The organism is Pseudomonas sp. Pseusp49 (assembly GCF_059491875.1).
This window is the reverse complement of the sequence record NZ_CP168514.1, coordinates 3,291,121-3,317,335: the sequence shown is the minus strand read 5'-3', so window position 1 is coordinate 3,317,335 and position 26,215 is coordinate 3,291,121. Positions and strand designations below refer to the sequence as shown.

Genomic DNA, 26,215 nt, shown 5'->3' with positions numbered 1-26,215 from the left:
TTATTCGAGGGGCAACTGGCGCAGGCCACGGGTGCCGGCGAGCACCAGGGAACCGCCGCTGGCCACTTGGGCGGCGGCGACCGGGGCCAGTGTGGTGTTGGGCTGCAGTTGAAAACTGGCACCGTCGTCGCTGCTGACCAGCACGTGGCCGGCCTGGCTGACCAGCAGGATGCGGCCATCGGCGGTGACGCTGCTGGCGGTGATGCTCAGCGGCAGGCCGAGGTCGATCCTGCTCCAGCTCGCCCCGTCATCGGTGCTGCGAAAGACGTTGCCGCGCAGGCCGAACACCAGCGCGACACCGGGTTTACCGGTGACACCGAAGAAGCTGCCGTTGTACGGCGTCGACAGCGCCTTGAAACGACCGCTCGCGCGATCCAGCTTCATGACCAGGCCTTGTTCGCCGACGATGAACAGCTCGTCACCTACCGGACGCACTGCGTAAAGGTTCAGCGCTCCCGGGTTGTCGGTGTGCTCCAGCAACGGCGTCCAGCGCAGGCCGCCATCGTCGGTACGGAAAATCAGGTTGAACGCGCCGACGATGTAGCCGACTCGCTCGTTTTCAAACCAGACGTCCAGGAAGGGTTTGTCGGCGCCCTCCTCGACCATGCGTTGCGCGTCGCCGACCCGTGCTTGCAGGCCCGCGTCATCCGGATGGCTGTCGAGTTGCCGCTGGTAATACTCGAGCATGATCGGGCCGACCTGGCGCCCGTCCAGCTGCCGGCGCCAGGTTTCCCCGCCATCGCTGCTGTGCAGGACCACGCCATCGTGCCCCACGGCCCAGCCGAGTTGCGGCGTGGGAAAGTGCACGGCCAGCAGATCGCAACTGACCGGCACCTGGGCCTGCTGCCAATGCTGGCCGGCGTCATCGGAATACAGAATGTGCCCGCGCTGGCCCACGGCGACCAGTCGCTCACCGGCGCGGGCCAACCCCGTCACCATGGAACCCGCCGCCAACTCGCTGCGCAGCGCTGGCGTTTCCAGCACATCGGCAAATTCACTGGCGATCACCGGGCGGGTGAACGGCACGGCCATGGCCGCCGACAAGGCAGCGAGAAGGAACCACTTGATCATTGTCATTATTGTTATCTCGTGTGCACACCACAGCCCTGTAGGAGCTGCCGCAGCCTGCGATCTTTTGACTTTGTTCTTCAAAAACAACATCAAAAGATCGCAGCCTTCGGCAGCTCCTACGGGGGTTGTGGGGTTAGCGGATACCGGTGCCGGCCAGCGACTCGGCGGACCACTGGGCCTTGGACAGTGGATCGATGTACTTCAGGCCACCGTAAGGACCGTAGAAACCGTTGACGTTATAGGCGCCGGAAACCAGGTCGTAGAGCATGTGGTTAATGGTGTCCGGTGCCTGCACGTCGTAGCTGTAGGTCAGGTGCGAGAAGCCGCCGCGATAGAGCTGGCCACGGGCGTCGTACTCGTCGGACGCCAAAGCGATCCAGCTGTCTTCGTCGAGGTAGAAGGTGCGTTTGCTGTAGATGTGGCGCTTGCCCGGCTTGAGCGTGGCTTCGACCACCCACACCCGGTGCAGCTCCCAGCGCAGCAAGTCCGGGTTCACATGATTGGCCTTCATCACATCGGCCGCGTCTTTGTGATAGCTCAGCTTGTAGGTGTTGTACGGCACATAGAGTTCTTTCTTGCCCACCAGCTTGAAGTCGTAGCGGTCCATCGCGCCGTTGAACAGGAACGCATCATCGTAGGTCGCCGCGCCGACGGTGCCGGGGTTCGGCGTGTCGTAGGCCAGGTCCGGCGCCAGTTTCACCCGACGTTGCCCCGGCAGGTATTGCCAGGCGCGACGCGGTTGTTGCATCGGGTTGACCGAGTCCATGAGCAACAGCGCTTCCCCGGCACGGCGGGCCGGGCCGGTGTAAGTCAGCTTGATCTTGTAGAAGGTTTCATCGGCACTGACTGGCCCCACGGACCGGTTCGGCGCGTAGAGCGGGTATTCGATGTTGAACACGCCCGTGGAACTCAGGGACGCGGTGCCCGAAGAGTCGACGTTCCACGAGTCGTACTTGTTGGTCATGGCCACGCCTTGATAGCGCAACAAGTGGTTCCACATCGCTTCGTTTCCGTCAGCCGGCATCGGGAACGGCACGCCGGGCAGGACGTTTTCCAGCGACAGGCCACCATTGGTGGTCTTGGCGGTCACGGCGTTTTTTGCGGTGTTCTTCAGCACGGCGTCAGGCAGCGTGACGCTACGGTGAGTCGGGTACACGTCGAGGCGATAGCTCGGGTAGCGCGTGAGCAGAGCCTGGGCCGTTGCGGTGAGTTTGTCTTTTTGCTCGGCGAGGTTCTTGCCGGTAATCACCAGGCGCGGTTTCTCATTGCCGAACGGGTCGGGACGAAACGAATCACCGGTCTTGAAATCGGCCGGAATCGTGGTCAGGCCACCGGTGTATGCCGGAATGCTGCCATCGGCGTTGGCGGTTTTGTCCGCGCCGACCGAGGTCAGGCTGGTGCCGAGCTTCGCGGCCTGATCGGCGCTGACCGCCGCGTGGGCGGAGCCTGCGACGGCCAGCGCGAGGGCGGTGGCCAATACTGATTTGACGAAATTCATGGGTGTCTCCTGTTGACTCACAACTCAAGGATCAGAGGGTGGTTTTGAAAGTGAAAGTGACCATGCCGCGATCCTTGAGCTGGGCCACGGTACCGGCAAACGCAGTGGTCTGGCCGGGAACGCAGTTGTATTGGCCGTTGGCGCCGGGCGCGGCACCATCGCCCTGTGCCCCGGCGCTGCCGGCAGAGCCACAGGTATCGAAATCGCCGAAGTTGTCGACGTACTTGAGGTCAAAGCGGTACTGGCTGCGCACGTCCATGCCGACGCCGACCGAGTAGCTGCCGGTGCCTTTGTTGCCGCCCAGTTGCACCGAGGACTGGCCCGCGAGGCCGACGTTGTAGCTGACCGGCATGGACATATCGATGCCGGGGAATACCTGATACCAGGTAGGGTTGAAGTTCATGCCGAGGATGTAGTTGTCCTTGGAGACCTTGTCGACGCCGTGATACCAGTCCTCGCCTTTGAACAGTTGCTTGTTCTCGGTCACGTCCAGCCAGCGGCTGTAGCCGAGTTCGACCAGCAACGAAGAGGAATCCCACAGCGGGGTATCGCCGAACGTGGTCAGGCCGTTGAGCACCGCGTGCACGGTGTTGCCGCGTGCCACGCCATTTTCGCCGTCGAAGCTGCTGATGAAACCCGGCGCCTGCGCCGCGCCCAAGGTCGGGTTGACGGTGGCCGGAACGCTCGATAGCGGCATGTTGTGGCGATAGTTGAGGTCGAATCCGACGCTCACACCCGCGACGTTTTTCGACAGGCTGAAGCCGTAGACGTCGATGTCGTCGACGTAAAACTGGTTGTAGCTGCCGACGTTGCCCGAAATCAGCTGAGCCGGGCCGACCGCCCCCGGTTGCAGCACCAGGTTGGGCAGGATGTCCGAGGTCTTGCGGTAGTAGACACCCATCGTGCCGTCGAGCCACGCCGGACTCCACTTGGCCATCAGGCCGAAGTCGCCGCTGTGGTCAGGGGTGTGGGTGTGGCCATTGGTCAGGCGCAGGAACTGATTGGCGCCCAAGGGACCCGGTGTCCCGAACAGGGGGTTCTTTGCGGCGATCAGCGACAAGTTGTGGCCGCCGCTCTGGATACCGTCGTTGAAACCCAGATAGGTGCCGGATTCCGGCAGCCGTGCAGCGTCCCAGTCCAGGAAGTATTGGGCCGCCAGGGTCAGCTCCGGGTTGACCGTGAAACTGGTGGACAACTGGTTGCGCGGAATGAACAGCTCTTTGGCTTCGGTGCCCGGCACGGCAAGCGCCTTGGACAAGTCCAGACCCGACTGGCCGTAGCTATTGCCGTGGGCGAAGGCCAGCACGCTCTCGCCCCAATACAGGGTGTGCTTGCCCGCCTTGCCGCTCAGCAGCGATTCGTCGCCGATCTCAGTGCTGCCGAACACGAAGGCGTCGAGGATTTCCGAGGACGGTCCGTTGTAATAGCGGTCGGCGTAACCGCTCAGGTGGCGCGAGTCCGGCCGGCCGTTGTTGAGTTGGTTGGTTGACGCGTTGTCACTGCCGACATTGTCGTAGGCATGGTCGTACCAGCTGTTGGCACTGACCCGAAAGCCCATTTGTTTCTTGTACACCACGTCCAGTTCCGACAGCACATCGAGGCGCTGGGCGACCGGGCTGCCGGAAGAAAAGTTGCGGTTGCCGTCGTTGTTGTTCCAGGCGTTGGCCAGCTTGCTGTTCGCAGCTTCGACCCTCTGGGCGTAGTTGAACTTCACGGTGTTGTCGAAACGAACCGAAACGTCCTCGTTCCCCGTATCAAACTCGAACGCCTGCACAGGCGTCATACCCAACCCGGCGAGAACCGCCGATGCCAGCAGCCCGCGCCGCAGATTTGGGTGGCCGATCTTATTGTTGTTATTCATCTAGCGTGCTCGCCTTCTCTGTGGGTTCAAGAAAAGTCATTCAAGAAAATGCCGAAACGGCGGTGCGCCCTGCTCCAGGGATGGCGAGCCGAATCGGTCGAGTCTGTTGTATCGCGAGGGGTGGGTGGGTCGCCGGTCAATTGGGCCAAATCATCGGTCAACACAACGTGGGGGGCGACAAAGTGCCCCTTTTGCTTTTTTGTAGGAGCTGCCGAAGGCTCGGGCCGCGTTCGGACGATCTTTTGATCTTGATTTTTTAAGATCAAAAGATCGCAGCCTGCGGCAGCTCCTACAGGGGATCTCGAAATAGTTTGAAAATGCTTGGTCGTTCGGATGTGTAAAGCAGCAGCTAACGTTCGTCCGACAACACCTTCATGGAGGGCAATGGAATGCCTGTCGCTGCAATCGGATGTCATCTGCGCAAGGGTCGGGTTTCCGAGTCGGGTCGTATTTATTTGCTGACGGCTGCCACCTGTCAGCGACAACCGGTCTTTGCCGATTGGCGGGTGGGACGGCTTCTGGTCGAACAATTGAGCAGTGCAGAAGCAGCAGCAATGGTCACTTCGATGGCTTGGGTCGTCATGCCCGATCACCTGCATTGGCTGGTGGAGCTGCAACGTGGTTCGTTAGCCGAGCTGATGTGCCGTATCAAATCCCGTAGCAGTCGCTCGATTGAACGAGGCCGGTTATGGCAGCGGGGTTATTACGATCGGGCTCTGCGGCGGGATGAGGATTTGAAGGATGCTGCGCGTTACATCGTCATGAATCCATTGCGTGCGGGGTTGGTGAAGCGTGTGGGCGATTACCCTTTGTGGGATGCCATTTGGGTTTAGAAAAGCAAAGTCAAAAGATCGCAGCCTTCGGCAGCTCCTACAGAAGGCTGCGATCTTTTGATCTTGACCCTCACCCCTGCTGCCGAAAATCCGTCGGTGACAACCCGGTCCAGCGTTTGAACGCGCGGGTGAAGTTGCTGGTATCGCTGAAGCCCAGTAAAAAGGTGATCTCCGTGACCGGCCGCGAAGCCTGGCTCAGGTAGCTGCAAGCCAGCTCCTTGCGGGTGTCATCGAGCAGTTGCTGGAAATGGGTGCCGCGTTGGGACAGTTTCAGTTGCAGCTTGGTCGGGCTCATGCACAAGGCGCTGGCGACTTTGTCCCGCGTGCAGTCGCCGTCAGGGAGGAACTCGATGATCTTCTGGGTCACGCCCGTGATCACGTCACTTTTATCCAGACGTGCCAGATAACTGATGATGATGTTGTCGTTGACCTGCGCCAGTTCCGGGCAGGAGCCGCTGAGTACCTGCATCACGTCAGCCTTGTCGAACACCAGCAGGCCTGAGGCCTGACCAAACAACACCGGTGACCTGAACAAGGTTTCATACGGCGCGGCCCCCTCGTGGGGCATCGGCCGGCACAACTCCACGCGTACCGGTTTGAACTCCTGCTTGTAGAGCAGGCGCATGGTTCGAATCAGAAAACCGAAAAACGCATCTTCTGTCTCGCCGCTGAGTTCCAGCAGGTGATCGAATCGCATCAGGACCTGCGAGTCGTCCTGACTGAGACTGGCCTTGGCGACCTGGGACACCAGGCGGAAGTAGCGCTCCAGCCGTCGACAGAAGTCCATCAGCGTGCCACTGGCCGCCAGCGAATACCCCAAGGCATGCAAGTGCGTCAGATGAATATGCCTGGCCACGGTCAACCCGAAATAAGGGTTGTGGGTCACATCCACGCAGGCTTGATACAGACGCGTCATCGTTGCCGCAGGCAAGCGGGTCATCGGATCGGTAGCGACGCCCAGTGGAATGCCCATGGCGGCAAAAATCCGCTTGCTGTCCACGCCACTGGCCTCCAGTGCCTGCGCGATAGCCACGGTATAACTGCTGATGGTGGTGGGCTGTAACGCCTCTTCGAACAACGAGATTTCGTCGCCTGGCGCCTGCGTTTTCGAACCTGACATGTGCCTGCCTTATGGGTATGCGAACGCCGATACTCGCCCCCGATCATGCATCGGTCAATGATCCATCAGGGACCTGGCCTCGATGTTCCGATGCTTGGCGCGATAGTCACCTGCCCCGCTGACCTGCGAATTCATTCAATTGACCAGTGACGAACCGGCCAGGTGCCCACAATGCGCTCAAGTTATGCCCCGAATAAAGAGAAGAATCAGCATGAACCTGAACACAGAATTCGATTACATCGTAGTCGGCGCGGGTGCGGCAGGCTGTGTAGTCGCCAGTCGGCTATCAGAGGACCCGACTGTTTCGGTGTGCCTGCTCGAGGCCGGCGGCCCTGACACCAACCCACTGGTGCACATGCCGGCCGGTGTCGCGGCGATGGTGCCGACCTCGATCAACAACTGGCAGTATCAGACCGTGCCGCAACCGGGCTTGAACGGCCGTATCGGGTATCAGCCACGGGGCAAGACCCTGGGCGGCAGTTCTTCGATCAACGCCATGGCCTATCACCGCGGCCACCCCGAAGATTTCGATCGCTGGGCGGCGCTGGGCAACCCCGGCTGGAGTTACCAGGAGGTGCTGCCGTTCTTCAAGCGCGCCGAGCATAACGAACACTTCAAGGACGCCCTGCACGGGCAGAACGGCCCGCTCAACGTGCGCTTCCACGCCTCGCCCAACCCGTTCGGCGAAACCTTCGTCGAGGCCGGTGTGCAGGCTGGCTATCCCGCGTGCCCGGACCAGAACGGCGCGAACATGGAAGGTTTCGGCCGCGTTCAAGTGATGCAAAAGGACGGGCAGCGTTGCAGCGCGGCCAAAGCCTACCTGACGCCTAACCGCCACCGGACGAACCTGCGCATCGAAACCCACGCCCACGCCACGGGAATCATTTTCGACGGCAAGCGCGCCGTCGGCATTGAATTCGTGCAAAACGGCGTAAAGCGTTCCCTGCGCGCGCGCCATGAGCTGATCCTGAGTTCCGGCGCGTTCAACTCCCCGCAGCTGTTGCTGCTGTCCGGGGTTGGCCCGACCAACGACTTGCTGAAACTCGACATCCCCGTGGTTCACGAGCTGCCGGGCGTGGGCCAGAACCTGGTGGATCACATCGATTACGTGCACTCCTACCGCGTCAAATCGCGCCACTTGATCGGCCTGTCACTGGCGGGTATCTGGGACGTGACCAAAGCCGCATTCCGCTACTGGCGCAAACGCTCTGGCCCCCTGACGACCAACTTTGCCGAGGCCTGCGCGTTCGTCAAAACCTCTGCGGCGTTGCGTCAGGCCGATATCGAACTGGCCCTGACCGTTGCCATGTTTGCCGATCACGGCCGCACGCTGTATCGCGGTCACGGCCTCAGTGTGCATGCCTGCCTGTTGCACCCAAAAAGCGTCGGGCAACTGAAACTGGCGAGTACCGACCCGATGGTGCCGCCGCTGATCGACCCGGCCTTCCTGACCCATCCAGACGACATCAAAACCCTGATCCAGGGCTATCGGGTGATTGAAAAAGTCATGGGGACAGCAGCCTTCAAGGCCTTCAACCCTCAAGACGTGCTTGGCGCGCCGATGACCACCGACGCTGAAATCGAACACGTCCTGCGCGACCGCTCCGACACCCTCTATCACCCGGTGGGCACGTGCAAAATGGGCAGCGATGGCATGGCGGTGGTCGACGCTCGATTGAAAGTCCACGGTCTGCAGGGCCTGCGGGTGGTCGATGCGTCGATCATGCCGACTATCATTGGCTGTAGCACCACAGCCGCCACCGTGATGATCGGCGAAAAAGCCGCCGACTTCATCCGCGAGGATCGCGCAGCCCGCGCCGCTGTGTCATTGGAGGACGATCATGCATCCGGCACGCTCAATCACCCCGCATAAGTTGCTGACGGTTTGCGCCGTGGTCGAAATCGCCACGGGGCTGGCCTTGCTGCTCACTCCCGGACTGGTCGGCCATCTGTTGTTGGGGGTCAGCGCAACCGAGGACACCAACCTGTTTGCGCGGTTCTTCGGCGTAGCCCTGATTGCGCTCGGTATTGCCTGTTGGCCTCGACCGGTCGGCATTGGCGCGGTTCGCTCGATGCTGTTCTACAACGGGGTTGTTGCGTTGTACCTGGCGTATGTCGGGGTGTTTGTCAGCAGTGGGGTGTTGTTGTGGCCCGCCGTTGCGTTTCACGCTGTGATGAGCGCGTTGTTGCTCCGTCGTTAACGTCAAAAGATCGCAGCCTGCGGCAGCTCCTACATTGATCGAGTAAAGGCACGAATTCGTGACGCGAATCTGATCCCCCTGTAGGAGCTGCCGAAGGCTGCGATCTTTTGATCTTCCCCCCCCCAAATCCAAGTCAATCCAAAGGAGTACTCGCATGGGAGTATTGGACGGCGTTCGTATCGTCGAAATCGCCGGCATCGGCCCGGGACCGTTTTGCGGCATGTTGCTGGCCGACATGGGCGCCGAAGTGATTCTGGTCGAACGCGCCGGTACCAAAGGCGCTGACATGCTGGACCTGGGCAAGCACGCCATCGTCAATCGCGGCAAACAGTCGATCGCCCTGGACCTGAAGGATCCGGCGGCCGTCGAAGCGGTGTTGCGCTTGATCGAAGGCGCCGACGCCTTGATCGAAGGCATGCGCCCCGGCGTAATGGAACGCTTGGGCCTGGGCCCGGACCGGTGCCTGGCACGCAATCCACGTCTGGTCTACGGACGCATGACGGGTTGGGGCCAGCATGGCCCATTGGCCCAGGCCGCCGGGCACGACCTCAACTACATCGCCTTGTCCGGCGCCCTGTGGTTCAGCGGTGAAGCCGGTCAACCGCCGATGGCGCCCCCTACCCTGGTGGGCGATCTGGGCGGCGGCGCGCTGTACCTGGCGATGGGCATCCTCGCCGGCATCATCAATGCCGGTACCAATGGCGTCGGTCAGGTGGTGGACGCGGCGATTGTCGATGGCAGCGCCAACCTGATGAACCTGCTGCTGTCGGCACACTCCGCCGGTCAACAGCCGCTGGAGCGCGGTTGCGGGCTGCTCGATGGTGCGCACTGGGCACGCACTTACGCCTGTGCCGATGGCCTGTTCGTCAGCGTGCAGGCCCTCGAACCGCAGTTCAACGCGCTGCTGTTCAACAAGCTTGGCCTGGGCGATGACGCGGATTTCAAGAACCCCTACGATCCACGATTGTGGGGCGCCTTGCGTGAACGCCTGGCCGCCGTATTTTCCAGTCAGCCACGCCAGCACTGGGTCGATCTGCTCGAAGGCAGCGACGCCTGCTTCGCCCCGGTGCTGACGCCCGCCGAAGCGCTGAGCCATCCGCACATGGCCGAGCGCGGTGTGTACTCGCGTCAGGACGGTGTGTTGCAGGCTGCACCGGCGCCACGCTTTTCGACGACGCCCTCTTCGGCCGGTTCAGTTCCCAAGCGTGGCGAACATACCGCGTTGATCTTGCGAAAAGCAGGCTTGAGCGATGCGCAGGTTGAATACCTGATCACCGCCTGATCACCACGGCCCCTGTGCCTGATCACCTCGGACTCTTTACCTGATGGCCACGGACCCTGTAGAAGCTGCCGAAGGCTGCGATCTTTTGATTTTGCTTTAAAAACAAGATCAAAAGATCGCAGCCTGCGGCAGCTCCTACAGTGGATTTGGTTAGTTTTTCAGGAATATGGCAACGGGGCTGTCCTCGCGCAAGGCGTAACAGGTGTTGATCAGTCGGCCAGTCGCGTTGCGGTAAGCCTCTGCGTCTGCCGCCGTACGCGGCGCAACCATCGCCCGGGCCCTGTACCTGATCATCACGACCCATTTACCTGATCGCCACGGTCCCTGTAGGAGCTGCCGAAGGCTGCGATCTTTTGATTTTGCTTTAAAAACAAGATCAAAAGATCGCAGCCTGCGGCAGCTCCTACAGTGGATTTGGTTAGTTCTTCAGGTATATGGCAACGGGGCTGTCCTCGCGCAAGGCGTGACAGGTGTTGATCAATCGGCCGGTAGCGTTGCGGTAAGCCTCTGCGTCTGCCGCCGTACGCGGTGCAACCATCGCCCGGGCCATGGGAATGGTCTGAAACGCCGTCGTGGCAATCGGCAGCAGCAACTCGGTCAAGTGCACGCAACCGCCGATCCCGCCAAACAGCGCTTTGATCCGTCGCGAAAACCCGGGGCCAATGCGTTCGCCGAGCAGCTTTTCATAGCCCGGCATTGCGCCACGGCATTGGCTGGTGGGCACATCGGGCATGGCCACATGCACCTCGCGCACAACAAAGTCATCGTCCAGGGTCAGGCGCATGAACATGCCGTGATACGTCTGCCCCGCCGCTACCGTCCGGCCCTCAGCGAGGGTCACGGGATGGGTCTTGCTGTCGTTCAATCGACCTTCGATGTCCCACAGCCCATCGGCCCGTAGAAAACCCTGGCACTCGACCTTGCGCCGGTGGATCAACCGGCGCCCCCACTCGTCCACTTCGTCGATCATCACTCAGACACCCCGCTTGCGACGCCGGCGCCAGACCAGCACACCCGCCAGCAACAAGATCCCCCCCACAAGCGGCGGCGCCACGGCCTTGAGCTTGGGAATGACCACATGTTTGAGGGCATACATCTGCCCCTGGTGCATGTAGTCGTAACCGACCGGCATCGGCAGTACGCCGTTGGCGCGGGCGTACTTGGCATAGTCGGCCTGCATGCGCTGGAAGCGCTCCGGCATCTGCGCCTGCAAGTCGATCGTTTCACCGGGATCGGTGACGATGTTGTAGAGATGCCATTGTTCGTTGCCCACCGGCTTCAGGCTCTTGACCAGTTTGTAGTCACCCTTGAACAGGGCCGCGCTGCCGGACAGTTCATAGCCGATGGCCTGATCCTCAGGATGCACGCGTTCGGCCGTGCCTTGCAGCACCGGCACCAGGCTGCTGCCGATCAGCGGTTCCACCGCTCGCCCCTGGTATTCGCCGTGATGCGCCGGTACACCGGCCACTTCCAGCAAGGTCGGAACGATGTCGGTGACGTGGGTGAAGGACTTGGCGATGTGGTTGGCCTGGATACCGGGCACGCCGGCGACGATCATCGGCGTGCGCAAACCGCCTTCGCCGGCAAAGAACTTGTAGCCGCTGAACGGCGAGGCCGCCGCGCTGGCCCAACTCGGGCCGATGCTGGTGAAAGCGCCCTTGCCGCCCAGGCGATCGAGCTCCCGGGTGTAGTTCATTTCCAGCCACAAGCGGATCGCAGGTATGGCGTACGGATCGGTCGGTTCACTGCCGTTATCGGAGAGGAACACGAACACCGTGTTGTCGTACTCGCCGCTGGCTTTCAGGTGCGCAATGAAACGGCCGATTTGCTGGTCCATGGTTTCCGCCATGGCGGCATAGACCTCCATGCGCCGCGCTTCGTAGCGCTTTTCATGGGCGTCCAGGGCATTCCAGTCGGCGGTGCTGGCCATGGTCTGCAGGCCGGCACCGGCGGGAATCAGGCCCAGTTCCACCGCACAGTCACGCCGGGCCTGGCGCAAGGCGGTCCAGCCTTGGTCATAACGGCCCCGGTACTTGTCGATCATGTCCTTGGGGGCCTGGACGGGCACGTGATTGGCCTGAAACCCCAGATAGGCGAAAAACGGTTTGCCGCCCTGTCGATCGGCGGCGATGTAGTCCATGGCCTTGTCAACGATAAAGGTCGAGGAGTAATAGTCCTTCGGCAGGTGCGCCGGCTGGCCGTTTTCGAACCAGGCCGCCTTGTCGTACAACGGTGCGTAAGGCCGCTCTTCCCAGTTGTCCGAACCGCTGTCGGCCTGGATGAACGAGCGCTCGAAACCGCGTTTGTCGGGCAGGGTGTCCGGGGTCTTGCCCAGATGCCATTTGCCGGTGATATAGGTGTTGTAACCGCTGTCCTTGAGCAGGCTGGCGACGGTGATGGCATTGTCGTTGAGCACCCCGCTGTAGCCGGGTTTGCCCAGGTGTTCGTCGGGCATGGTCTCCGGCATGTTGCCGACGCCGTTGCGGTGGTTGTCGACGCCGGTCAGCAGCATCGAGCGCGTCGGCGAACACGAGGCCGTGACATGGAAGTCGGAAAAGCGCACGCCTTCACGGGCCAGGGTGTCGATGTTCGGCGTGGCGATTTCGCTGCCGAAGGCGCCGACATCGCTGTAGCCCCAATCGTCGGCCACCAGTACCACGATGTTCGGGCGTTTGGGGGTGGCGAAAGCGTGGGTGCCGAAGGCGAGACAACCCATCGCCAGGACAAGAGGTTTCAACGGGATCATTCACGGGGTCCTTATGGGCGGTGAAGATCAAAAGATCGCAGCCTGCGGCAGCTCCTACAGGAGATCGCATTTCAATGCAGGAGCTGCCGCAGGCTGCGATCTTTTGATTTCAAGATTTCAACAGAGCGCCGATGACCCGGCGAAACACCTTGCCATAAGGCGGCCGCAGCACCCCCATGACATCCCAACGCGGCGGCGTGAACACCGCACGCTCCAGGCTGAACGCCTTGAAACCATACCCGCCGCGATACCGGCCAAACCCCGAGTGACCGCAGCCACCAAAGGGCAAATCGGTCTGGAACAGGTGCTGCATGACTTCATTGATGCAAGCGCCGCCCGAATGGGTGCGTTCCAGCACATGCCGGGCTTCAGCGCGGTCGTTGCCGAAGTAATACAGCGCCAGGGGGCGCGGATGCCCGTTGATGTAGCAGAGCACCTCATCAATGTGGCGATAGCCGCGAATCGGCAGCAGCGGACCGAAGACTTCTTCTTGCATCGCCAGTGTCGAGTCCGGCGGATCAACCAGCAGGGTCGGTGCGATCTTGCGCGAAGCGCTCAAGTCCTCATCGGCCGGGTTGACCTCGATCATCCGCACGCAATGTTCACGGGCGTCTTGCAGGCAGGCCTGCATCCGCCGGTATTGCCCCGGCGTCGCCATGGCCGTGTAGTCGGGATTGTCCAGCAGCGTCGGGAACATGCGCCGCAGTTCGACCTGCATACAGCTCAACAGGCGCTCACAGTCGTCCTCGTGCACAAACACATAGTCAGGTGCGATACAGGCCTGTCCACTGCTGACCCCCTTCCCGCCCCAGATGCGTCTGGCGGCGTTTTCCAGGTCGGCGCCGCGGCCAATGACGGTCGGCGACTTTCCGCCCAGTTCAAGGGTCAGCGGCGTCAGGTTTTGCGCCGCAGCGCGCATCACCAACCGCCCGACCCGTGGGCTGCCGGTGAACACCAGATGATCCAGCGGCATGGCGGAAAATGCCGCGCCCAGTTCAGCGCCGCCGATGAAGCCTGCCACTTCGCTGTCATCGAACTGCTCGGCCAGCAGCTCGATCAGTAAAGCCGCCGTTGTCGGTGACTGGTCGGAGAACAGGATGATCGCGCGGTTCCCCGCCGCCAGTGCCTCGGCCAGCGGCCCCAGCGCGATGGCAATCGGGAAATTCCACGGCGAAATGATGCCGATGGTCCCCAGTGGCTGATAGTGAATTTCAGCCTTCGCGCCCAGCCAGCCGCCCCCCAGCTCCGCTTTGCGACGCTCTGGTCGCATCCAGCGGCGAACATGGTCACGGGCATACTTGAGGCCGCGGATCGGCAACAGCACATCGGCCATCAGCGACTGATCATGGCTGCGCCAGGTGAAATCCCGGGCCAGCGCCTCGCACAGCCGCTGTCGATGATTGACCAACAGCGTGATGACCCGGTTGATGCGCTCGATCCGCAGTTCGGCCGACGGCGGCCCCTCGACCCGGGACGCCGCCTGTTGTCGGGCCAGAACCGCGCGGACCCCGTCGATCGCAGCGTTGGCGGGCGTGGCGGCACAAGTGTCGATGTCGTCCATCGCAGGGTACATGGTGCGGCTCCTATCGTGCTGGCGCATTGGGCCCGACCAGCTCAAAGTCCGGTGAGAATTTGTCCAGCGAACCGAGCACGTCATAGACCGCCAGTTTGCTGCCATCGATCTTCAGGTCGCCTTTGAACACCGCTTCGATCGGCGACACTTTCTCCGCCAGGATGGCGTTGAGGGTTTCGCGCGTCAGGGTCAAGGTGGCATCGGCCTGCTCGGCGTTGTAATCGGCGATGTAGGTCAACGCCGAGTTCTCCAGATTGAGCATGTAACGCTTGCCCGAGGTGCCGATGTCAGTGAAGTTCCAGTTGAGGACGATGTGTTTGCCCTCGACATCCGGGGCCTTCAGGCGAACGCCCAGGTAATCGAAAATGTTCTCGATGGTCAGCGCCCGAAGCATGTCGGGGCTGGCTGTGCGCAGCGGCGAAGCGAGTTTCTTGCCGCCGCTGCGGTGCTCCATGGCCGCCGCCAGGTAGCTGTTGCGCTCGACCGCCGACTCGGCCTGATAACCCAATTGCTCGAGGGCATCGGCCGCCAGCTCTCGGGCTGCGCTGTTGGTGGGTTCGGCATAGGTCAAATGGCTCATGGCCTGCGCCACCCAGCGGTACTGCCCGTTGGCAAAATCGCTGCGCGCACGGGCCAGCACGGCGTCGGCGCCGCCGCCATACTCGACGAATTTCTTGCCGTAATCACCGTCGGACAACGCGTCCAGATTGGCCGGGTTGGCGTCATACCAGCCCATGTATTGCTGATACACCGCCTTGGCGTTGCGCTGCACTGACCCGTAGAAACCATGGGTGAAGGTTTCACTGGCCAGGCTCGCCGGCACGTGATCGCGCATGTACTCGGCAATCTCCACCGGTTTGTAACCCTTGTTGATCAAGCGCAGGGACTGGTCGTGCAGCCACTTGTACATGTCCCGTTGCTTGGACAAATAGTTGACCACGCGCTCGTGGCCAAACACCGGCCAGCCATGCTGTCCCACCAGGATGTCGGCACCGGGCGCGAACTGGTGCAGGGATTGATTGAGGTATTTCGACCAGGCCAGGCCATCACGGATGGTCGCGCCGCGCAACGTCAGCAACTGATGCTGGGTCGGCAGTGCCAGTTCACCGGTATCGATCACCTTGAACTGCGGGAAATAGTGAATGAATTCGGCGGGCGCTTCGGTGCCGGGGGCGAGCATGTTGACGATCTCGACGCCGTCGATGGTCAGCGTTTGCACCGGCTGGCTGAGTTCCAGGGTCGGCGGGATCATCGTGATGGTGCCGTTGGACAACGCCTTGGCGCCACCGAGGTCGATCTGGCCCTGGGCGCTGCGCGGCAACGTGGTGCCGAACTGGTACTCGGCGCGGCGGCTCATGGCGTTGCCGGCCATCACGTTCTCGGCCACCGAGGTTTCCATGAAGCCTGCCGGGGCAATGATCTGCACCTTGCCCGACTTCACGTCTTCTTCGTCGACGATGCCGCGAATCCCCGCGAAGTGATCGACATGGCTGTGGTTGTAGAACACCGCCACCACCGGTTTTCGCGGCCGATGCTGGTAATACAGCTCCAGTGACGCGTGCGCCACTTCGGTGGCCAGGTTGCAGTCGATGATGATCAGGCCGGTCTTGCCTTCGATGATGGTCATGTTGGTCAGGTCAAGACCGCGCACCTGATAGAAACCGTCGGTGACCTTGAACAGCCCGTTGGCCATGCTTTTGCGGGCTTGCTGCCACAGGCTCGGATTGACCGTCGCCGGCGCATCCGGGCTGTCGAGAAATTCGTAGCCTTTGAGGCTGTACACCACGTGCCCATCGGCCGCGGTGGTTTCGGCGTCCGGCAGGCTGGCAATGAAGCCACGCTGGATGTCGGCCTCCACCTGTGGATCGACGGCGGGCATGGTGTGCGCCGTGGTTGCATTGACGGCGATGGTCGCCGCCGTCGCGGCTTTCTGGCCTCCCTGCCCTGCGCTGTTTTCGACCGCTGGCAAGTGAACGCCGGTTTGCCCCCGCGACCATTGCAGCGCCCCGACAATGCTGGCGGCCAACACTGACACCGTCAGCACTACGCGGATTTTCTTCATCGCACGGTCTCTCTGTAATTGTTGTTCGAATACCGTTTCGATGGTGCAAGCAAGTGCGCCTGACCTGCCGGTCTTCTCGATCAATTCATCTGTCTTCACAGGCGTGCCCTGTAGGAGCTGCCGAAGGCTGCGATCTTTTAAAAGATCAAAAGATCGCAGCCTTCGGCAGCTCCTACACGGGGGTTTGTGGTGTTTGGGGCATTCCCGGGGGACAAGCGCTTTCGTTGCAATGACCTGCGACCGCACCGCGCGCATTCCTACTATCGGCCCATCCACTACGCCAAATGCGCGACCAACAATAAAAGGGTGTTGTCATGAGTGAAGATGTCTTGCTGTATGAAATCGTCGGCCCGGTGGCGCGCCTGACGCTGAATCGGCCACGGGCCATGAACGCGCTGAACCTGGCGACACTGGCCGAACTCGAGCGTTGCCTGAACGTCATCGCGCGCAACGACGAGCTTCGGGTGGTCATCCTCACGGGCAGTGGTCCGGCCTTCTGCGCCGGTGCCGATCTGAAAGAAGTGTTGGCCGGCGCCTGCCTGCCCGCCGGCGAAGCCGACTTCCTCGACCGCGCCAATCAGGTCTTCGGTCAGTTGCGCAACTTCCCCAAACCGGTGATCGCCGCGCTCAACGGCGTGACCATGGCCGGTGGCCTGGAACTGGCCATGTGCGCCGACATCGTGGTCGCCGCGCAAACCGCGACCCTCGCCGATGCCCACGCCAACTTCGGCGTCTACCCCGGTGCCGGCGGCGCGGCGGTGTTGCCACGCCTGATTCCGTTGAACGTGGCGATGTACCTGCTGCTGACCGGAAAATCGCTCTCGGCCACGGAAATGAAAGGCTATGGCCTGGTCTGCGAAGTCCACGCCGATGAACAACTGGCCGACGCCACCCTCAGCCTGGCCAACCAGATCGCCAGGAAGAGCCCGATTGCCCTGCGCCGCATGAAAGAAGTCGCGCGCACGTCGGCTGACAAGTCCCGTGACGACGCCTTGCTGCACGAGCAAGTGATGTTGCGCCAGCACCTGCGCACCGCCGACTTCCAGGAAGGCCTGCAGGCCTTCGGTGAAAAACGCGCACCGAACTTCAAGGGCCGCTAGGCCGTTCACTGCAATTTTCAGGATCAGACAATGAACGATATCTACGTAGTGGGCGTCGGCATGACGCCGTTTGGCCGCTTGCTGGAGCGCAGCGTCTACGACATGGTCGACGAAGCCGTGGGCCTGGCGTTGAAAGATGCCGGCGCCAGCAGCGCCGACGTCGGCTCGGTGTACTACAGCACCATGACCAACGGCCTGTTGCAGGGCCAGACCGGCATTCCCGGCCCGATCGCCATGCGCCGCATCGGCATCGAAGGCGTGCCGGTGTTCTCGGTGGAGAACGCCTGCGCCTCCGGCTCGTCGGCGTTCAACCTGGCCACGCTGGCCTTGCGCGCCGGTCAATGCGACATCGCCCTGGCGGTCGGCGCCGAAAAAATGAACATCCCGGACAAGGCCAAGATGTTCGCCGTGTTCGACGGCGGCTGGGACGTGTCCACGGTCGAGCAGAACAAGCACACCCTGCTGGCCATGGGCGAAGGCATCGTGCCGCCGCCGGGCACCGTGTCCGAACGCCCCTACAGCGTGTTCATGGACGTGTATGCCGCCATCGCGCGCAATCACATGCTGCGTTACGGCACCACCCAACGGCAGATCGCCGCGGTGGCCGCAAAGAACCACCAGCACTCGGTGCACAACCCGCTCTCGCAGTTCCAGCAAGCCTTCAGCATCGACGAAGTGCTGGCTTCACCTGCGATCTGCTATCCGCTGACCACGCTGATGTGCTCGCCGATCAGCGACGGCGCCGCGGCTGTCCTGCTGTGCAACGCCGAGGGCCTTAAGCGCTTGAAGCATGCCGGCGACCGCGCCGTTCGCGTACTCGCCAGCGTGGTGCAGACCGGCAGCAACCGTGGCCTGGATGAACCGGAAAAAATCATTGCCCACCTGGCGGCGAAAAAAGCCTACGACCAGGCCGGCGTCAGCCCTGGCGACGTCAGCGTTGCGGAAGTGCATGACGCCTCGGCCATCGGCGAAATCCTCAACGCCGAATCGCTGATGCTGGTGCCGTTCGGCGAAGGTGGCCCGGCGGCTGAGCGCGGTGATTTCACCGTCGGCGGCCGGATGCCGATCAACCCGTCCGGTGGCCTCGAATCCAAGGGCCACCCGATTGGTGCCACCGGTCTGGGGCAGATCCACGAACTGGTCACGCAACTGCGCGGTGAAGCCGGCAAGCGCCAGGTCGAAGGTGCGCGCATCGCCATCCAGGAAAACGGCGGCGGACTGTTCGGCATCGAAGAAGCCGTGGTCGCCGTCAACATTCTCGCCAATAACAACATTTAAGGAGAGCCCTCATGGGACACGTCATGCGCACCCCGGAACAACTCGAAGCCGTCGAGAGTTTCCGGCGTTTCCTGGCCGACAAGATCGACCCGGTGTTCAACAAGGAATACCGCGACAAATTCATCCCTCGGGAAAAGATGTCCGAGATCATGCGCCAGCTCACCGAGTTCGGCATGATCAGCGGCGCCGTCAGTGAAGAACACGGCGGCCTGGGCCTGGACTGGCCAACCCTGATCATGCTCTTCGAAGAAGTCGCCGCCTGTTCGGTGGACCTGTCGACGCCCGTGGTCATCAACTCCTTCGGCGCGCAGATGCTGGAGAAGCTCGCCCCGGACCACCTGCGCGAGCGTTACCTGCCGGGGCTGATCAGCGGTGAGCTGTTCGTCAGCGTCGGCATTTCGGAGCCGGACGTCGGCTCCAATGTGCTGGAGATCAAGACCCGCGCCCGCCGCGACGGTGACGACTTCATCATCAACGGTGAAAAGACCTGGATCAGCAACGGCTCCTACTCCGACTTCCTGATCTGCACCTGCCGCACCGGCGATGACCCGCGCAAGGGCCTGACCCACTTCCTGCTGGATCGCAAGGAACATCCGTACGAAGTGCAAGACATCCACAAGATCGCCTGGAACAGCCAGTCCACCGCGCAGATTTTCCTCAACGACGTACGGGTTCCGGCCAGCAACATCATCGGCAAGGAAGGCGAAGCGCTGAAAAACACCCTGTCGTTCTTCGAGCGCTCGCGGGTGTTCGTCGCCGCCCAAGGCCTGGGCATCGGTCGTCGCGCGCTGGAAGAAGCCGTGCGTTACGCCAAGGAGCGCAAGCAGCACGGCAAAGTGATCGCTGGCCACCAGTTGATCTCGGCGATGCTTGCGGAAATGGCGACCCACGTCGATGCCGCCCGCCTGCTGACCTACCGCGCCGCCGAGATGATCGGCGCCGGCATCCCGGCGGAAATGGAAGCGGCCATGGCCAAGTACTTCGCCTGCGAAGCCGCCGTGACCATCGCCCGCCAGGCCGTGCAGATCCACGGTGGCGCCGGCGTCACCACCGATTTCCTGGTGGAAAAACTCGCCCGTGAAGCCATCGTCGTGCCGATTCCCGAGGGCACTTCGCAGATCCAGCAACTGATCATTGGTCGCGCCCTGACCGGGGTCAACGCGTTCTGATCAGCCGCCCGTTCCATCTCCAACAATAACAACCCGGCTCCTTCGAGCCGGGCAGCGAACAAGGACACCTTCATGCGCATTCAAGACAAAGTCATCGTGATCACCGGCGGCGCTTCGGGCCTGGGCCTGGCCACCGCGCATTACATGGCCGGTGAAAAAGCCGCCCGCGTGGCGATCTTCGACCTGAACATCGAAGCCGGCCAACAGGCTGTGGCCGAGATTGGCGCCGATCGCGCCATGTTCGTGCAGACCGATGTCAGCGATGAGACCTCGGTGCAGAACGCGGTCAACGCCGTGATCGGCAAATTCGGCGCCATCCATGTGTGCATCAACGGCGCCGCCGTACCGAACGGTTTCAAGGTGCTGGGCAAGGAAGGCAAGGCAGCGCCGCTGGCGAAATTCGCCCTGGCCACGGCGATCAACCTCAATGGCGTGTTCAACGTGATGTCCAAGTGCGCCGAGCACATGGCCAACAACGAAGCCGAAGCCGGCGAAGAGCGCGGTGTGGTGATCAATGTGTCGTCGGGGGCCGCCTATGAAGGCCAGGTCGGCCAGTGCGCGTATGCGGCGACCAAGGCCGGTGTGATCGGCATGAACATGCCCGCCGCTCGTGAACTGGGCGCCATTGGCGTGCGGGTCAACGCCATTGCACCGGGCCTGTTCCTGACCAGCATGGTCGCCGGCCTCGACGAGAAGGTGCTCAACTCGCTTAAAGAACAGATGGAGTCGCCCAAGCGCCTGGGTGACATGCGTGAATTCGCGCATTGCTGCGCCTTCCTGATCGAGAACGCCTACGTCAACGGCGAGACCATCCGTCTCGATGCCGCGTCGCGCATGCGCGCCCGCTAAGCGTTGCGGTCTTCCTGAGCCACTGGAGCAATCCACCATGAAAATGAATTTCAGCCGAATCATGCGCTTGCTCGCGCTGCGTCATCGCGACCGGGAGGCGATCGTCAATGTCGAGCGCAACCGGCGTTTCACCTACGAGCAGTACCACCTGCTGACCAACCGTATCGGCGACGTCCTGCGCTCCAGGCTGCAAGTGCGGGCGGGCGAGCGCTTCATGCTGATCCTGGAAAACGACAACCTCAGCCTGATGATGTTTCCCAGCACCTTCAAGCAGGAAGGCACGGTGGTCATGACCAACCTGCGCGACCCGCTCGACGAGCATGCGCGGCAGATCGACCTGGTCCGGCCGCGGGTGGTGTTTATCGAAACCCGCCTGCTGGACAGCTACTACAGCACGCTGCGCAGCCGCGATTGCGAGATCGTGGTGATGGACCCGCCGACGCCTGAGCAAGCCGCCCTCCCCGGCGTGTTCAGCTTCTGGCCGTTGGTGGAAGCGGCATCGGACCTCGACTACGACCTGAGCCTCGACAGCGACCAGCACATCTGCATGTTGCGTTTCACCGGTGGCACCACCGGCAAAGGCAAGTGCGCGATGTACTCGATCGACAACTGGATGGCCTGCCGTGACGCGGCGTTCATCAACACCGATCTGGGCTTGTCCGACCAAACACGGTTGCTGCACGTTTCACCGTTGTCCCACGGCACCATCATGTTGTTCTTCCCCACGGTTTACGGCGGTGGCACCAACATCACCCTGAATCAGCTGGACATGGAGAACTGGCGGCAGATCGTCGAAAGCGAACGCGTCACCCATTCGTTCCTGGTGCCGACCGTGCTGTATCGCCTGCTGGAAATGCAGCGCGCCAATCCGAGGGATTTCTCTTCGCTGACCACGCTGATCTACGGCGCCGCGCCCATGAGCCCGGACAAGCTTGGCGAACTGGTGGAATGCTTCGGGCAGATTTTTGTCCAGGGCTACGCCGCCACCGAGTCGCCGATGATGATCGCCGCGCTGGACAAGGCTGCGCATCAACCCGGCAATGCCGCCGCCCTGCGACATCTGTCGTCGGCTGGGCGGCCTACCCCCGGTGTCGAGGTGTTCATCACCGATGCGGATGGCCTGCCGTTACCGATTGGCGCAACCGGTGAAATCCGCATCCGCTGCAAAGCCATCATCAAGGGTTACTACGAAAACCCGGAAGCAACGGCCGCGGAATTTGACGACGGTGCCTGGAAGTCCGGCGACCTCGGGTACATCGATGCTGACGGCTACCTGTACATCGTCGACCGGCTCAAGGACATGATCATCAGCGGCGGCTTCAACGTCTACGCGGTAGAAGTCGAGGCCGCGCTGGCGGCGCATCCGTCGGTGCTGATGGCCGCCGTGGTCGGCATCCCGCACCCGGAATGGGGTGAAGCGGTGCATGCCGAAGTGATCCTGCGTCAGGGGCAAACAGTCACGCCTGAAGAGTTGATCGCACAGACGCGCGCTCGATTGGGTGGCTACAAAGCGCCGAAATCCCTGGTGTTCGTGGATGAACTGCCCACTTCCGTGGTGGGCAAGGTATTGCGCCGACAGGTTCGCGAAAAGTACTGGCAGGGAGCTTCACGCAAAATCAGTTAAATGCACACGGCCACTGTAGGAGCTGGCGAAGCCAGCGATCTTTTGCTGTTTCGAAATGGCTCAAGATCAAAAGATCGCAGCCTCCGGCAGCTCCTACAGAAATACCCGACACCTTGTGGGCGCTGGCGCGGCCTGCGATCTTTTGCGGTTTCGGAATCGCTTGAGATCAAAAGATCGCAGCCTGTAGGAGCTGCCGAAGGCTGCGATCTTTTGGCGGTTTCGGGATTGCTAAAAGATCGCAGCCTGCGGCAGCTCCTACAGAAATACCCGACACCTTGTGGGCGCTGGCGCGGCTTGCGATTTTTTGCGGTTTCCGAATCGCTTAAGATCAAAAGATCGCAGCCTTCGGCAGCTCCTACAGATAGGGGATCAAGGCATCGGCACGACGGTGTAATAAACGCCGTTGGCGCCAAAGGACGGTCGCAACCAGGAGTTGCCGCACTGGTAATACGTGGTATTGGAGAAACTTATCAAGCCACAGCCCGGGGGCAGTGAGGCGTACGTCGCGCCCATGGGCATTGTCGGTGGTGCGGAGGCCACCATGCCGGCGTTATAGCTGGCGTTCTGGTCGGCGACCGTCGCGGCTGCTTCACCGACGACCACGCCTGCCGCAGCGGCAGCGGCCGGATTGACGCCCTCGTTATAGCCACAGTTGTAGCAGCCACTGCTGGCAATCACCGCGGTTGGCGGATGGTAATAAGCGGTGCCGTAAGGCACCGCATGGTAGGCGGTTGTGCCATAAACGGGGGGGCGGTAAGCGGTCGTGCCATAGCCATCCGCGTGATAGCCGGCGGCGGTGGCGCCATTTTCACCTTGCGCATGCCAGGCACCTTCGCCACCCGACGCCGTTCCACCTTCCGCGCCCGTGCCGTGCCAGGAGCCTTCGCCACCGGACGCCGTGCCGCCGCGATAGCCTGTGCCGTTCCAGCTCCCATCGCCTCCGGAAGCCGAGCCGCCGCGATTGGTTTCGCCACTCCAACTGCCGCCACCGCCCGAAGCCGAGCCGTATTCACCCGAATGACTCCATGAGCCCCCGCCTCCGTAAGTGCGCCCGAAGCCGGAAGCGTGGGACCAGGCCGCTGCCTGGTCGCAGGTGAGCAGCGCGACAAGCAGGCCGGCGAATTTCAAGGTAGATCTGTTCATGGGTCAGTCTCCTTGTTCAGGGTTTCGCCACGGGTTCTTTTACCCCTTGCGGGGCACGAAGATCGGGCGGTGGGGCAAACTGAATGCGGTGGGCCGTTTCGATGTGGTCAGGCTTGAAAAAGTCGGCAGACATCGTCGACTGGAGCTTCCAGTCACTGAAGTCGACTTGATGCCGGGATCGTGTCGGATCATCGAGAAACACGGCGCGCAATCGGCGTGGCAGCTTGTCCTGCACGCCGATCCACGCCTGCACGAACACGCTGTCGCTGGTGTAGGCGATCACATCGGTGGTGGTATCACCGACCACCGTGCTTTGGCCGACGTAGAACGCCACACGCATGTCCCGGGACAAATCCTTGTAGGGATCGGCGACGATCACGTCGGTAAACGGAAAATAGATCGCGGCACGCTGGTACGCGGCCTCCAGGGTCGCATCAATGGTAGGCGGGGCGTCCGCCTGGGCCAGCAAGTCGCCTTTACGTTCGAAGGCATAGGCTTTTTTGCCGTCGTAGTAAAACTCGGTGGCCGGACCGTCGCCGGACGTCAACACACGAAGGCGATCCGGTCGTTGCACATTGACCAGGTCCACCGTGCCATAGGCCAGGGGCGGCCCTAGCCGGCTGGGCCTCTCGTAGGTCGTGACGGCTTTGAAACTCATGCCCTGAGTGCCCGCGAGCCTGGCACTCATTGCCTTTAGAACCTCCAACGCCTTGGGTTCCAGTTGCACCGCAGGCGGATTGGCAGAGGGAGTTTGTGCGGCGTGCAGCGGGATGGCAAACAGACCTATGGCTAGACCTAGACAGAACAACCGGACAGGCGTTTGGAAGGTAGGCATCGATTGTTCTCCACGGAAACCTGCAGGTCGATCACGCGTCGTCAGAGTCATTAGAAAAGCTCAGTTACCGGGTGATTGCCATGCATTCGGGAAAATAGTTTGAACAAATCCGCTCGGAAACCTGCGCAATGGCTACAGCGCGTCAATCTGCAGGTGAAATCCGGCATCCGTGCCGGACTGTCCCTGCAATCTCAGCAACATCCGGACGAATAAGCTGCAAGCAAGCGCTCTGCAAACGCGGGCAGATCCGACTCGGCCAAACGGTTGATGCCGGCTGCACGCTTGCGTCCACCTCCCGTCGGGAACTGACGGCAGAACGCATCCGCCGTCTGTTCGCTGCCGTCAGGTACACGAAGGCTGAACGCCCATTCACCATTGGCCTTGGCACTGAGCAGACCAATGGCCAGGTGCGGAGCCTGTGCCGCCAATTGATTGGCCAGCACACCGCAGACCCGTCGCGCCCATGGCTGCGGCGGCAAGCGAAAGAGCCGCGCGCCGTTGCCCTTACGCCACGGCACCAGGTCAGCGGCAGCCGCCATGTCGGCGGCATGCCCCTCTTTCAGGGTGATGAAACTCGGGCTTTCGCGGATGAAGTCCATTGGATTGCGGTACGGCAACAATTCGCCAGCCAGCGCCAACGGATCGAAATGCAGGTCCTCCAGGCTGTCGCCGTAGGCGTTGTAGTTCAACAACTGACCCAGTTCTTCCAGCGCCACCACCTCATCCGTATTCAACCCGTGTCGTTCGGCAAGCGCACGCGCCGGACCGGCCAGGCCATCTCCAAAAGCGGCGACCATCGCCCAGCGGTGCTCTCGCCCCGAGAGGTAGTTGTCCACCAGGATGCTGGTACACACATGGGCCGCCGTATCGATGAATGACTCGAATGCCGGGTGTCGCGGCAGGTCACCCGCATAGTGGTGATCGAAATAGCGCACCCGGGCACCGGCGTCGAGCAAACGCCGGGTATCCTCGCGATTCTGCTCGTGGGCCACATCCAGCACGGTGACCCGCTCGCCATGGCCGGCCGTGACCCGGCGCAGCAGTTCGATATCGCGCTTGACCCCGCTGATCAAGCGCACCTCGCGCTCCAGTTCCCCGGCCAGTCGCAATTGCTGCAGTGCACAGAGGCCATCTGCATCGCCGTTAAAGGCACAGTGATCAATCATCTGTCATGTTCCTCAGCACATCATTTCGCCGCCGTTGGCATCCAGTTGCGCGCCATTGATTGCACTGGCGTAATCCGATGCAAGGAACAGCGCCGCGCGTGCGCACTCGTCATCGGTGCGCATGCGCCCCCCCGGGATCCCGGCACTGAGTTCGGCACGCACCTGTTCTTCACTGACGCCCCGGGCGGCAGCGGTCTGGCGGACCAGGGCCTGGACCGGCTCGCCCCACATCCAGCCGCACGCCAGGCCGTTGACCCGCAGGCCATGCACCGCCTGCTCGGTCGCCAGGTAGCGCACTGTTGCGGCCAGTGCGCTTTTCGAGGCGGCATAGGCGGCACCGCCCTGGTAAGGCTTGCGTACCCCCAGGGTATTGATCATGACAATGGCGCCGGCGCCCTGGGTGCGCATGGGCGCCAGCACGGCGCGGCTCATGTTCAAGGAACCCAGCAGATTGACTTCCAGGGCCTCGCGCAATGGGGCGTTGTCGCCCTCCTCCACGGACTGGAAACCACCGTGGGAGAACGCGCTGTTGATCAGCGCATCGATACGCCCGAATTGTTCCAGGGTGTTTGCGGCGAAGCGCTGACAGGCTTCGACATCGGTAATGTCCGTGGGTACACACAACACCTCGCAGGTATGGCTGAGCGCCAAAATACGTTGTTGCGCCTCCAGCAGCCGCGCCTTGTCCCGCGCCCCGATGGCAACGGCGCGCGCACCTTCGCGTGCGGCCTCCATGGCCAACTTGATGCCAAGCCCGGGGCCGACGCCCGAGACCATCACGACCTTGTCTTTCAACAGCATGGG

Annotated in this window: 21 protein-coding genes; 9 read left to right on the top strand and 12 right to left on the bottom strand. The window is 62.0% G+C overall.

Annotated elements, in window-relative coordinates; all coding sequences use genetic code 11:
* From ACEN83_RS14915 to ACEN83_RS14905, 3 genes are all read right to left on the bottom strand, one after another.
* Positions 1-1,077: a WD40/YVTN/BNR-like repeat-containing protein gene (locus ACEN83_RS14915; RefSeq protein ID WP_495580776.1), complete on the bottom strand. Its 1,077-nt coding sequence runs from the start codon at positions 1,075-1,077 to the stop codon at positions 1-3.
* 127 nt (positions 1,078-1,204) lie between these two features.
* Entirely contained in the window at positions 1,205-2,569 is a 1,365-nt protein-coding gene (locus ACEN83_RS14910) for a DUF1329 domain-containing protein (RefSeq protein WP_495580775.1), read from the bottom strand.
* A 31-nt stretch (positions 2,570-2,600) separates the two neighbouring features.
* Positions 2,601-4,430, bottom strand: a complete 1,830-nt coding sequence (locus ACEN83_RS14905) for a DUF1302 domain-containing protein (protein WP_495580774.1) — start codon at positions 4,428-4,430, stop codon at positions 2,601-2,603.
* Between the two features lie 389 nt (positions 4,431-4,819).
* On the opposite strand from ACEN83_RS14905, the gene ACEN83_RS14900 reads away from it, so the two are divergent.
* The gene (locus ACEN83_RS14900; RefSeq protein ID WP_495580773.1) at positions 4,820-5,263 is read left to right on the top strand and encodes an REP-associated tyrosine transposase; all 444 of its coding nucleotides are present in this window, start codon (positions 4,820-4,822) and stop codon (positions 5,261-5,263) included.
* Between the two features lie 70 nt (positions 5,264-5,333).
* On the opposite strand, the gene ACEN83_RS14895 is transcribed toward ACEN83_RS14900, so the two are convergent.
* On the bottom strand, positions 5,334-6,383 hold the full coding sequence (locus ACEN83_RS14895; protein WP_116583364.1) for an AraC family transcriptional regulator: 1,050 nt from the start codon (positions 6,381-6,383) through the stop codon (positions 5,334-5,336).
* A 211-nt stretch (positions 6,384-6,594) separates the two neighbouring features.
* Between ACEN83_RS14895 and ACEN83_RS14890 the strand changes: the two genes are divergently transcribed.
* From ACEN83_RS14890 to ACEN83_RS14880, 3 genes are all read left to right on the top strand, one after another.
* Positions 6,595-8,256, top strand: coding sequence for a GMC family oxidoreductase (locus ACEN83_RS14890; RefSeq protein ID WP_495580772.1), 1,662 nt, complete (start codon positions 6,595-6,597; stop codon positions 8,254-8,256).
* A complete protein-coding gene (locus tag ACEN83_RS14885) occupies positions 8,225-8,584 on the top strand; it encodes a hypothetical protein (RefSeq protein ID WP_495580771.1) in 360 nt (119 codons plus the stop codon). The genes ACEN83_RS14890 and ACEN83_RS14885 overlap by 32 nt, the downstream gene beginning before the upstream one ends.
* Positions 8,585-8,738: 154 nt before the next feature.
* Complete coding sequence (locus tag ACEN83_RS14880; RefSeq protein ID WP_495580770.1) at positions 8,739-9,866, top strand: CaiB/BaiF CoA transferase family protein; 1,128 nt, start codon at positions 8,739-8,741, stop codon at positions 9,864-9,866.
* Positions 9,867-10,284: 418 nt separating this feature from the next.
* Here ACEN83_RS14880 and ACEN83_RS14875 read toward each other — a convergent pair whose 3' ends face one another.
* From ACEN83_RS14875 to ACEN83_RS14860, 4 genes are all read right to left on the bottom strand, one after another.
* Positions 10,285-10,836, bottom strand: coding sequence for a DUF2889 domain-containing protein (locus ACEN83_RS14875; RefSeq protein ID WP_495580769.1), 552 nt, complete (start codon positions 10,834-10,836; stop codon positions 10,285-10,287).
* Positions 10,837-10,839: 3 nt separating this feature from the next.
* Positions 10,840-12,612: an arylsulfatase gene (locus ACEN83_RS14870; RefSeq protein ID WP_495580768.1), complete on the bottom strand. Its 1,773-nt coding sequence runs from the start codon at positions 12,610-12,612 to the stop codon at positions 10,840-10,842.
* Between the two features lie 109 nt (positions 12,613-12,721).
* Positions 12,722-14,185, bottom strand: coding sequence for a coniferyl aldehyde dehydrogenase (locus tag ACEN83_RS14865; RefSeq protein WP_495580767.1), 1,464 nt, complete (start codon positions 14,183-14,185; stop codon positions 12,722-12,724).
* A gap of 10 nt (positions 14,186-14,195) precedes the next feature.
* Positions 14,196-16,247: an alkyl/aryl-sulfatase gene (locus ACEN83_RS14860; RefSeq protein WP_495580766.1), complete on the bottom strand. Its 2,052-nt coding sequence runs from the start codon at positions 16,245-16,247 to the stop codon at positions 14,196-14,198.
* Positions 16,248-16,561: 314 nt separating this feature from the next.
* Here ACEN83_RS14860 and ACEN83_RS14855 point away from each other — a divergent pair, with 314 nt between their 5' ends.
* The 5 genes from ACEN83_RS14855 to ACEN83_RS14835 all read left to right on the top strand — a co-directional run bounded on the left by ACEN83_RS14855 (position 16,562) and on the right by ACEN83_RS14835 (position 22,267).
* Complete coding sequence (locus tag ACEN83_RS14855) at positions 16,562-17,347, top strand: enoyl-CoA hydratase/isomerase family protein (protein ID WP_495580765.1); 786 nt, start codon at positions 16,562-16,564, stop codon at positions 17,345-17,347.
* Positions 17,348-17,377: 30 nt separating this feature from the next.
* Entirely contained in the window at positions 17,378-18,625 is a 1,248-nt protein-coding gene (locus ACEN83_RS14850) for a thiolase family protein (RefSeq protein WP_495580764.1), read from the top strand.
* 11 nt (positions 18,626-18,636) lie between these two features.
* Positions 18,637-19,794, top strand: coding sequence for an acyl-CoA dehydrogenase family protein (locus ACEN83_RS14845; protein WP_116583354.1), 1,158 nt, complete (start codon positions 18,637-18,639; stop codon positions 19,792-19,794).
* A gap of 72 nt (positions 19,795-19,866) precedes the next feature.
* Complete coding sequence (locus tag ACEN83_RS14840; protein ID WP_495580763.1) at positions 19,867-20,643, top strand: SDR family NAD(P)-dependent oxidoreductase; 777 nt, start codon at positions 19,867-19,869, stop codon at positions 20,641-20,643.
* Between the two features lie 37 nt (positions 20,644-20,680).
* The gene (locus tag ACEN83_RS14835; RefSeq protein WP_495580762.1) at positions 20,681-22,267 is read left to right on the top strand and encodes a class I adenylate-forming enzyme family protein; all 1,587 of its coding nucleotides are present in this window, start codon (positions 20,681-20,683) and stop codon (positions 22,265-22,267) included.
* Between the two features lie 369 nt (positions 22,268-22,636).
* Here ACEN83_RS14835 and ACEN83_RS14830 read toward each other — a convergent pair whose 3' ends face one another.
* The 4 genes from ACEN83_RS14830 to ACEN83_RS14815 form a co-directional block, all read right to left on the bottom strand.
* Complete coding sequence (locus ACEN83_RS14830; protein WP_495580761.1) at positions 22,637-23,410, bottom strand: hypothetical protein; 774 nt, start codon at positions 23,408-23,410, stop codon at positions 22,637-22,639.
* 16 nt (positions 23,411-23,426) lie between these two features.
* Complete coding sequence (locus ACEN83_RS14825; protein WP_495580760.1) at positions 23,427-24,245, bottom strand: DUF2092 domain-containing protein; 819 nt, start codon at positions 24,243-24,245, stop codon at positions 23,427-23,429.
* Positions 24,246-24,436: 191 nt separating this feature from the next.
* A complete protein-coding gene (locus tag ACEN83_RS14820) occupies positions 24,437-25,411 on the bottom strand; it encodes an acetyltransferase (RefSeq protein WP_495580759.1) in 975 nt (324 codons plus the stop codon).
* A gap of 12 nt (positions 25,412-25,423) precedes the next feature.
* Complete coding sequence (locus ACEN83_RS14815) at positions 25,424-26,212, bottom strand: SDR family oxidoreductase (protein ID WP_428609486.1); 789 nt, start codon at positions 26,210-26,212, stop codon at positions 25,424-25,426.
* Positions 26,213-26,215: the final 3 nt, after the last annotated feature.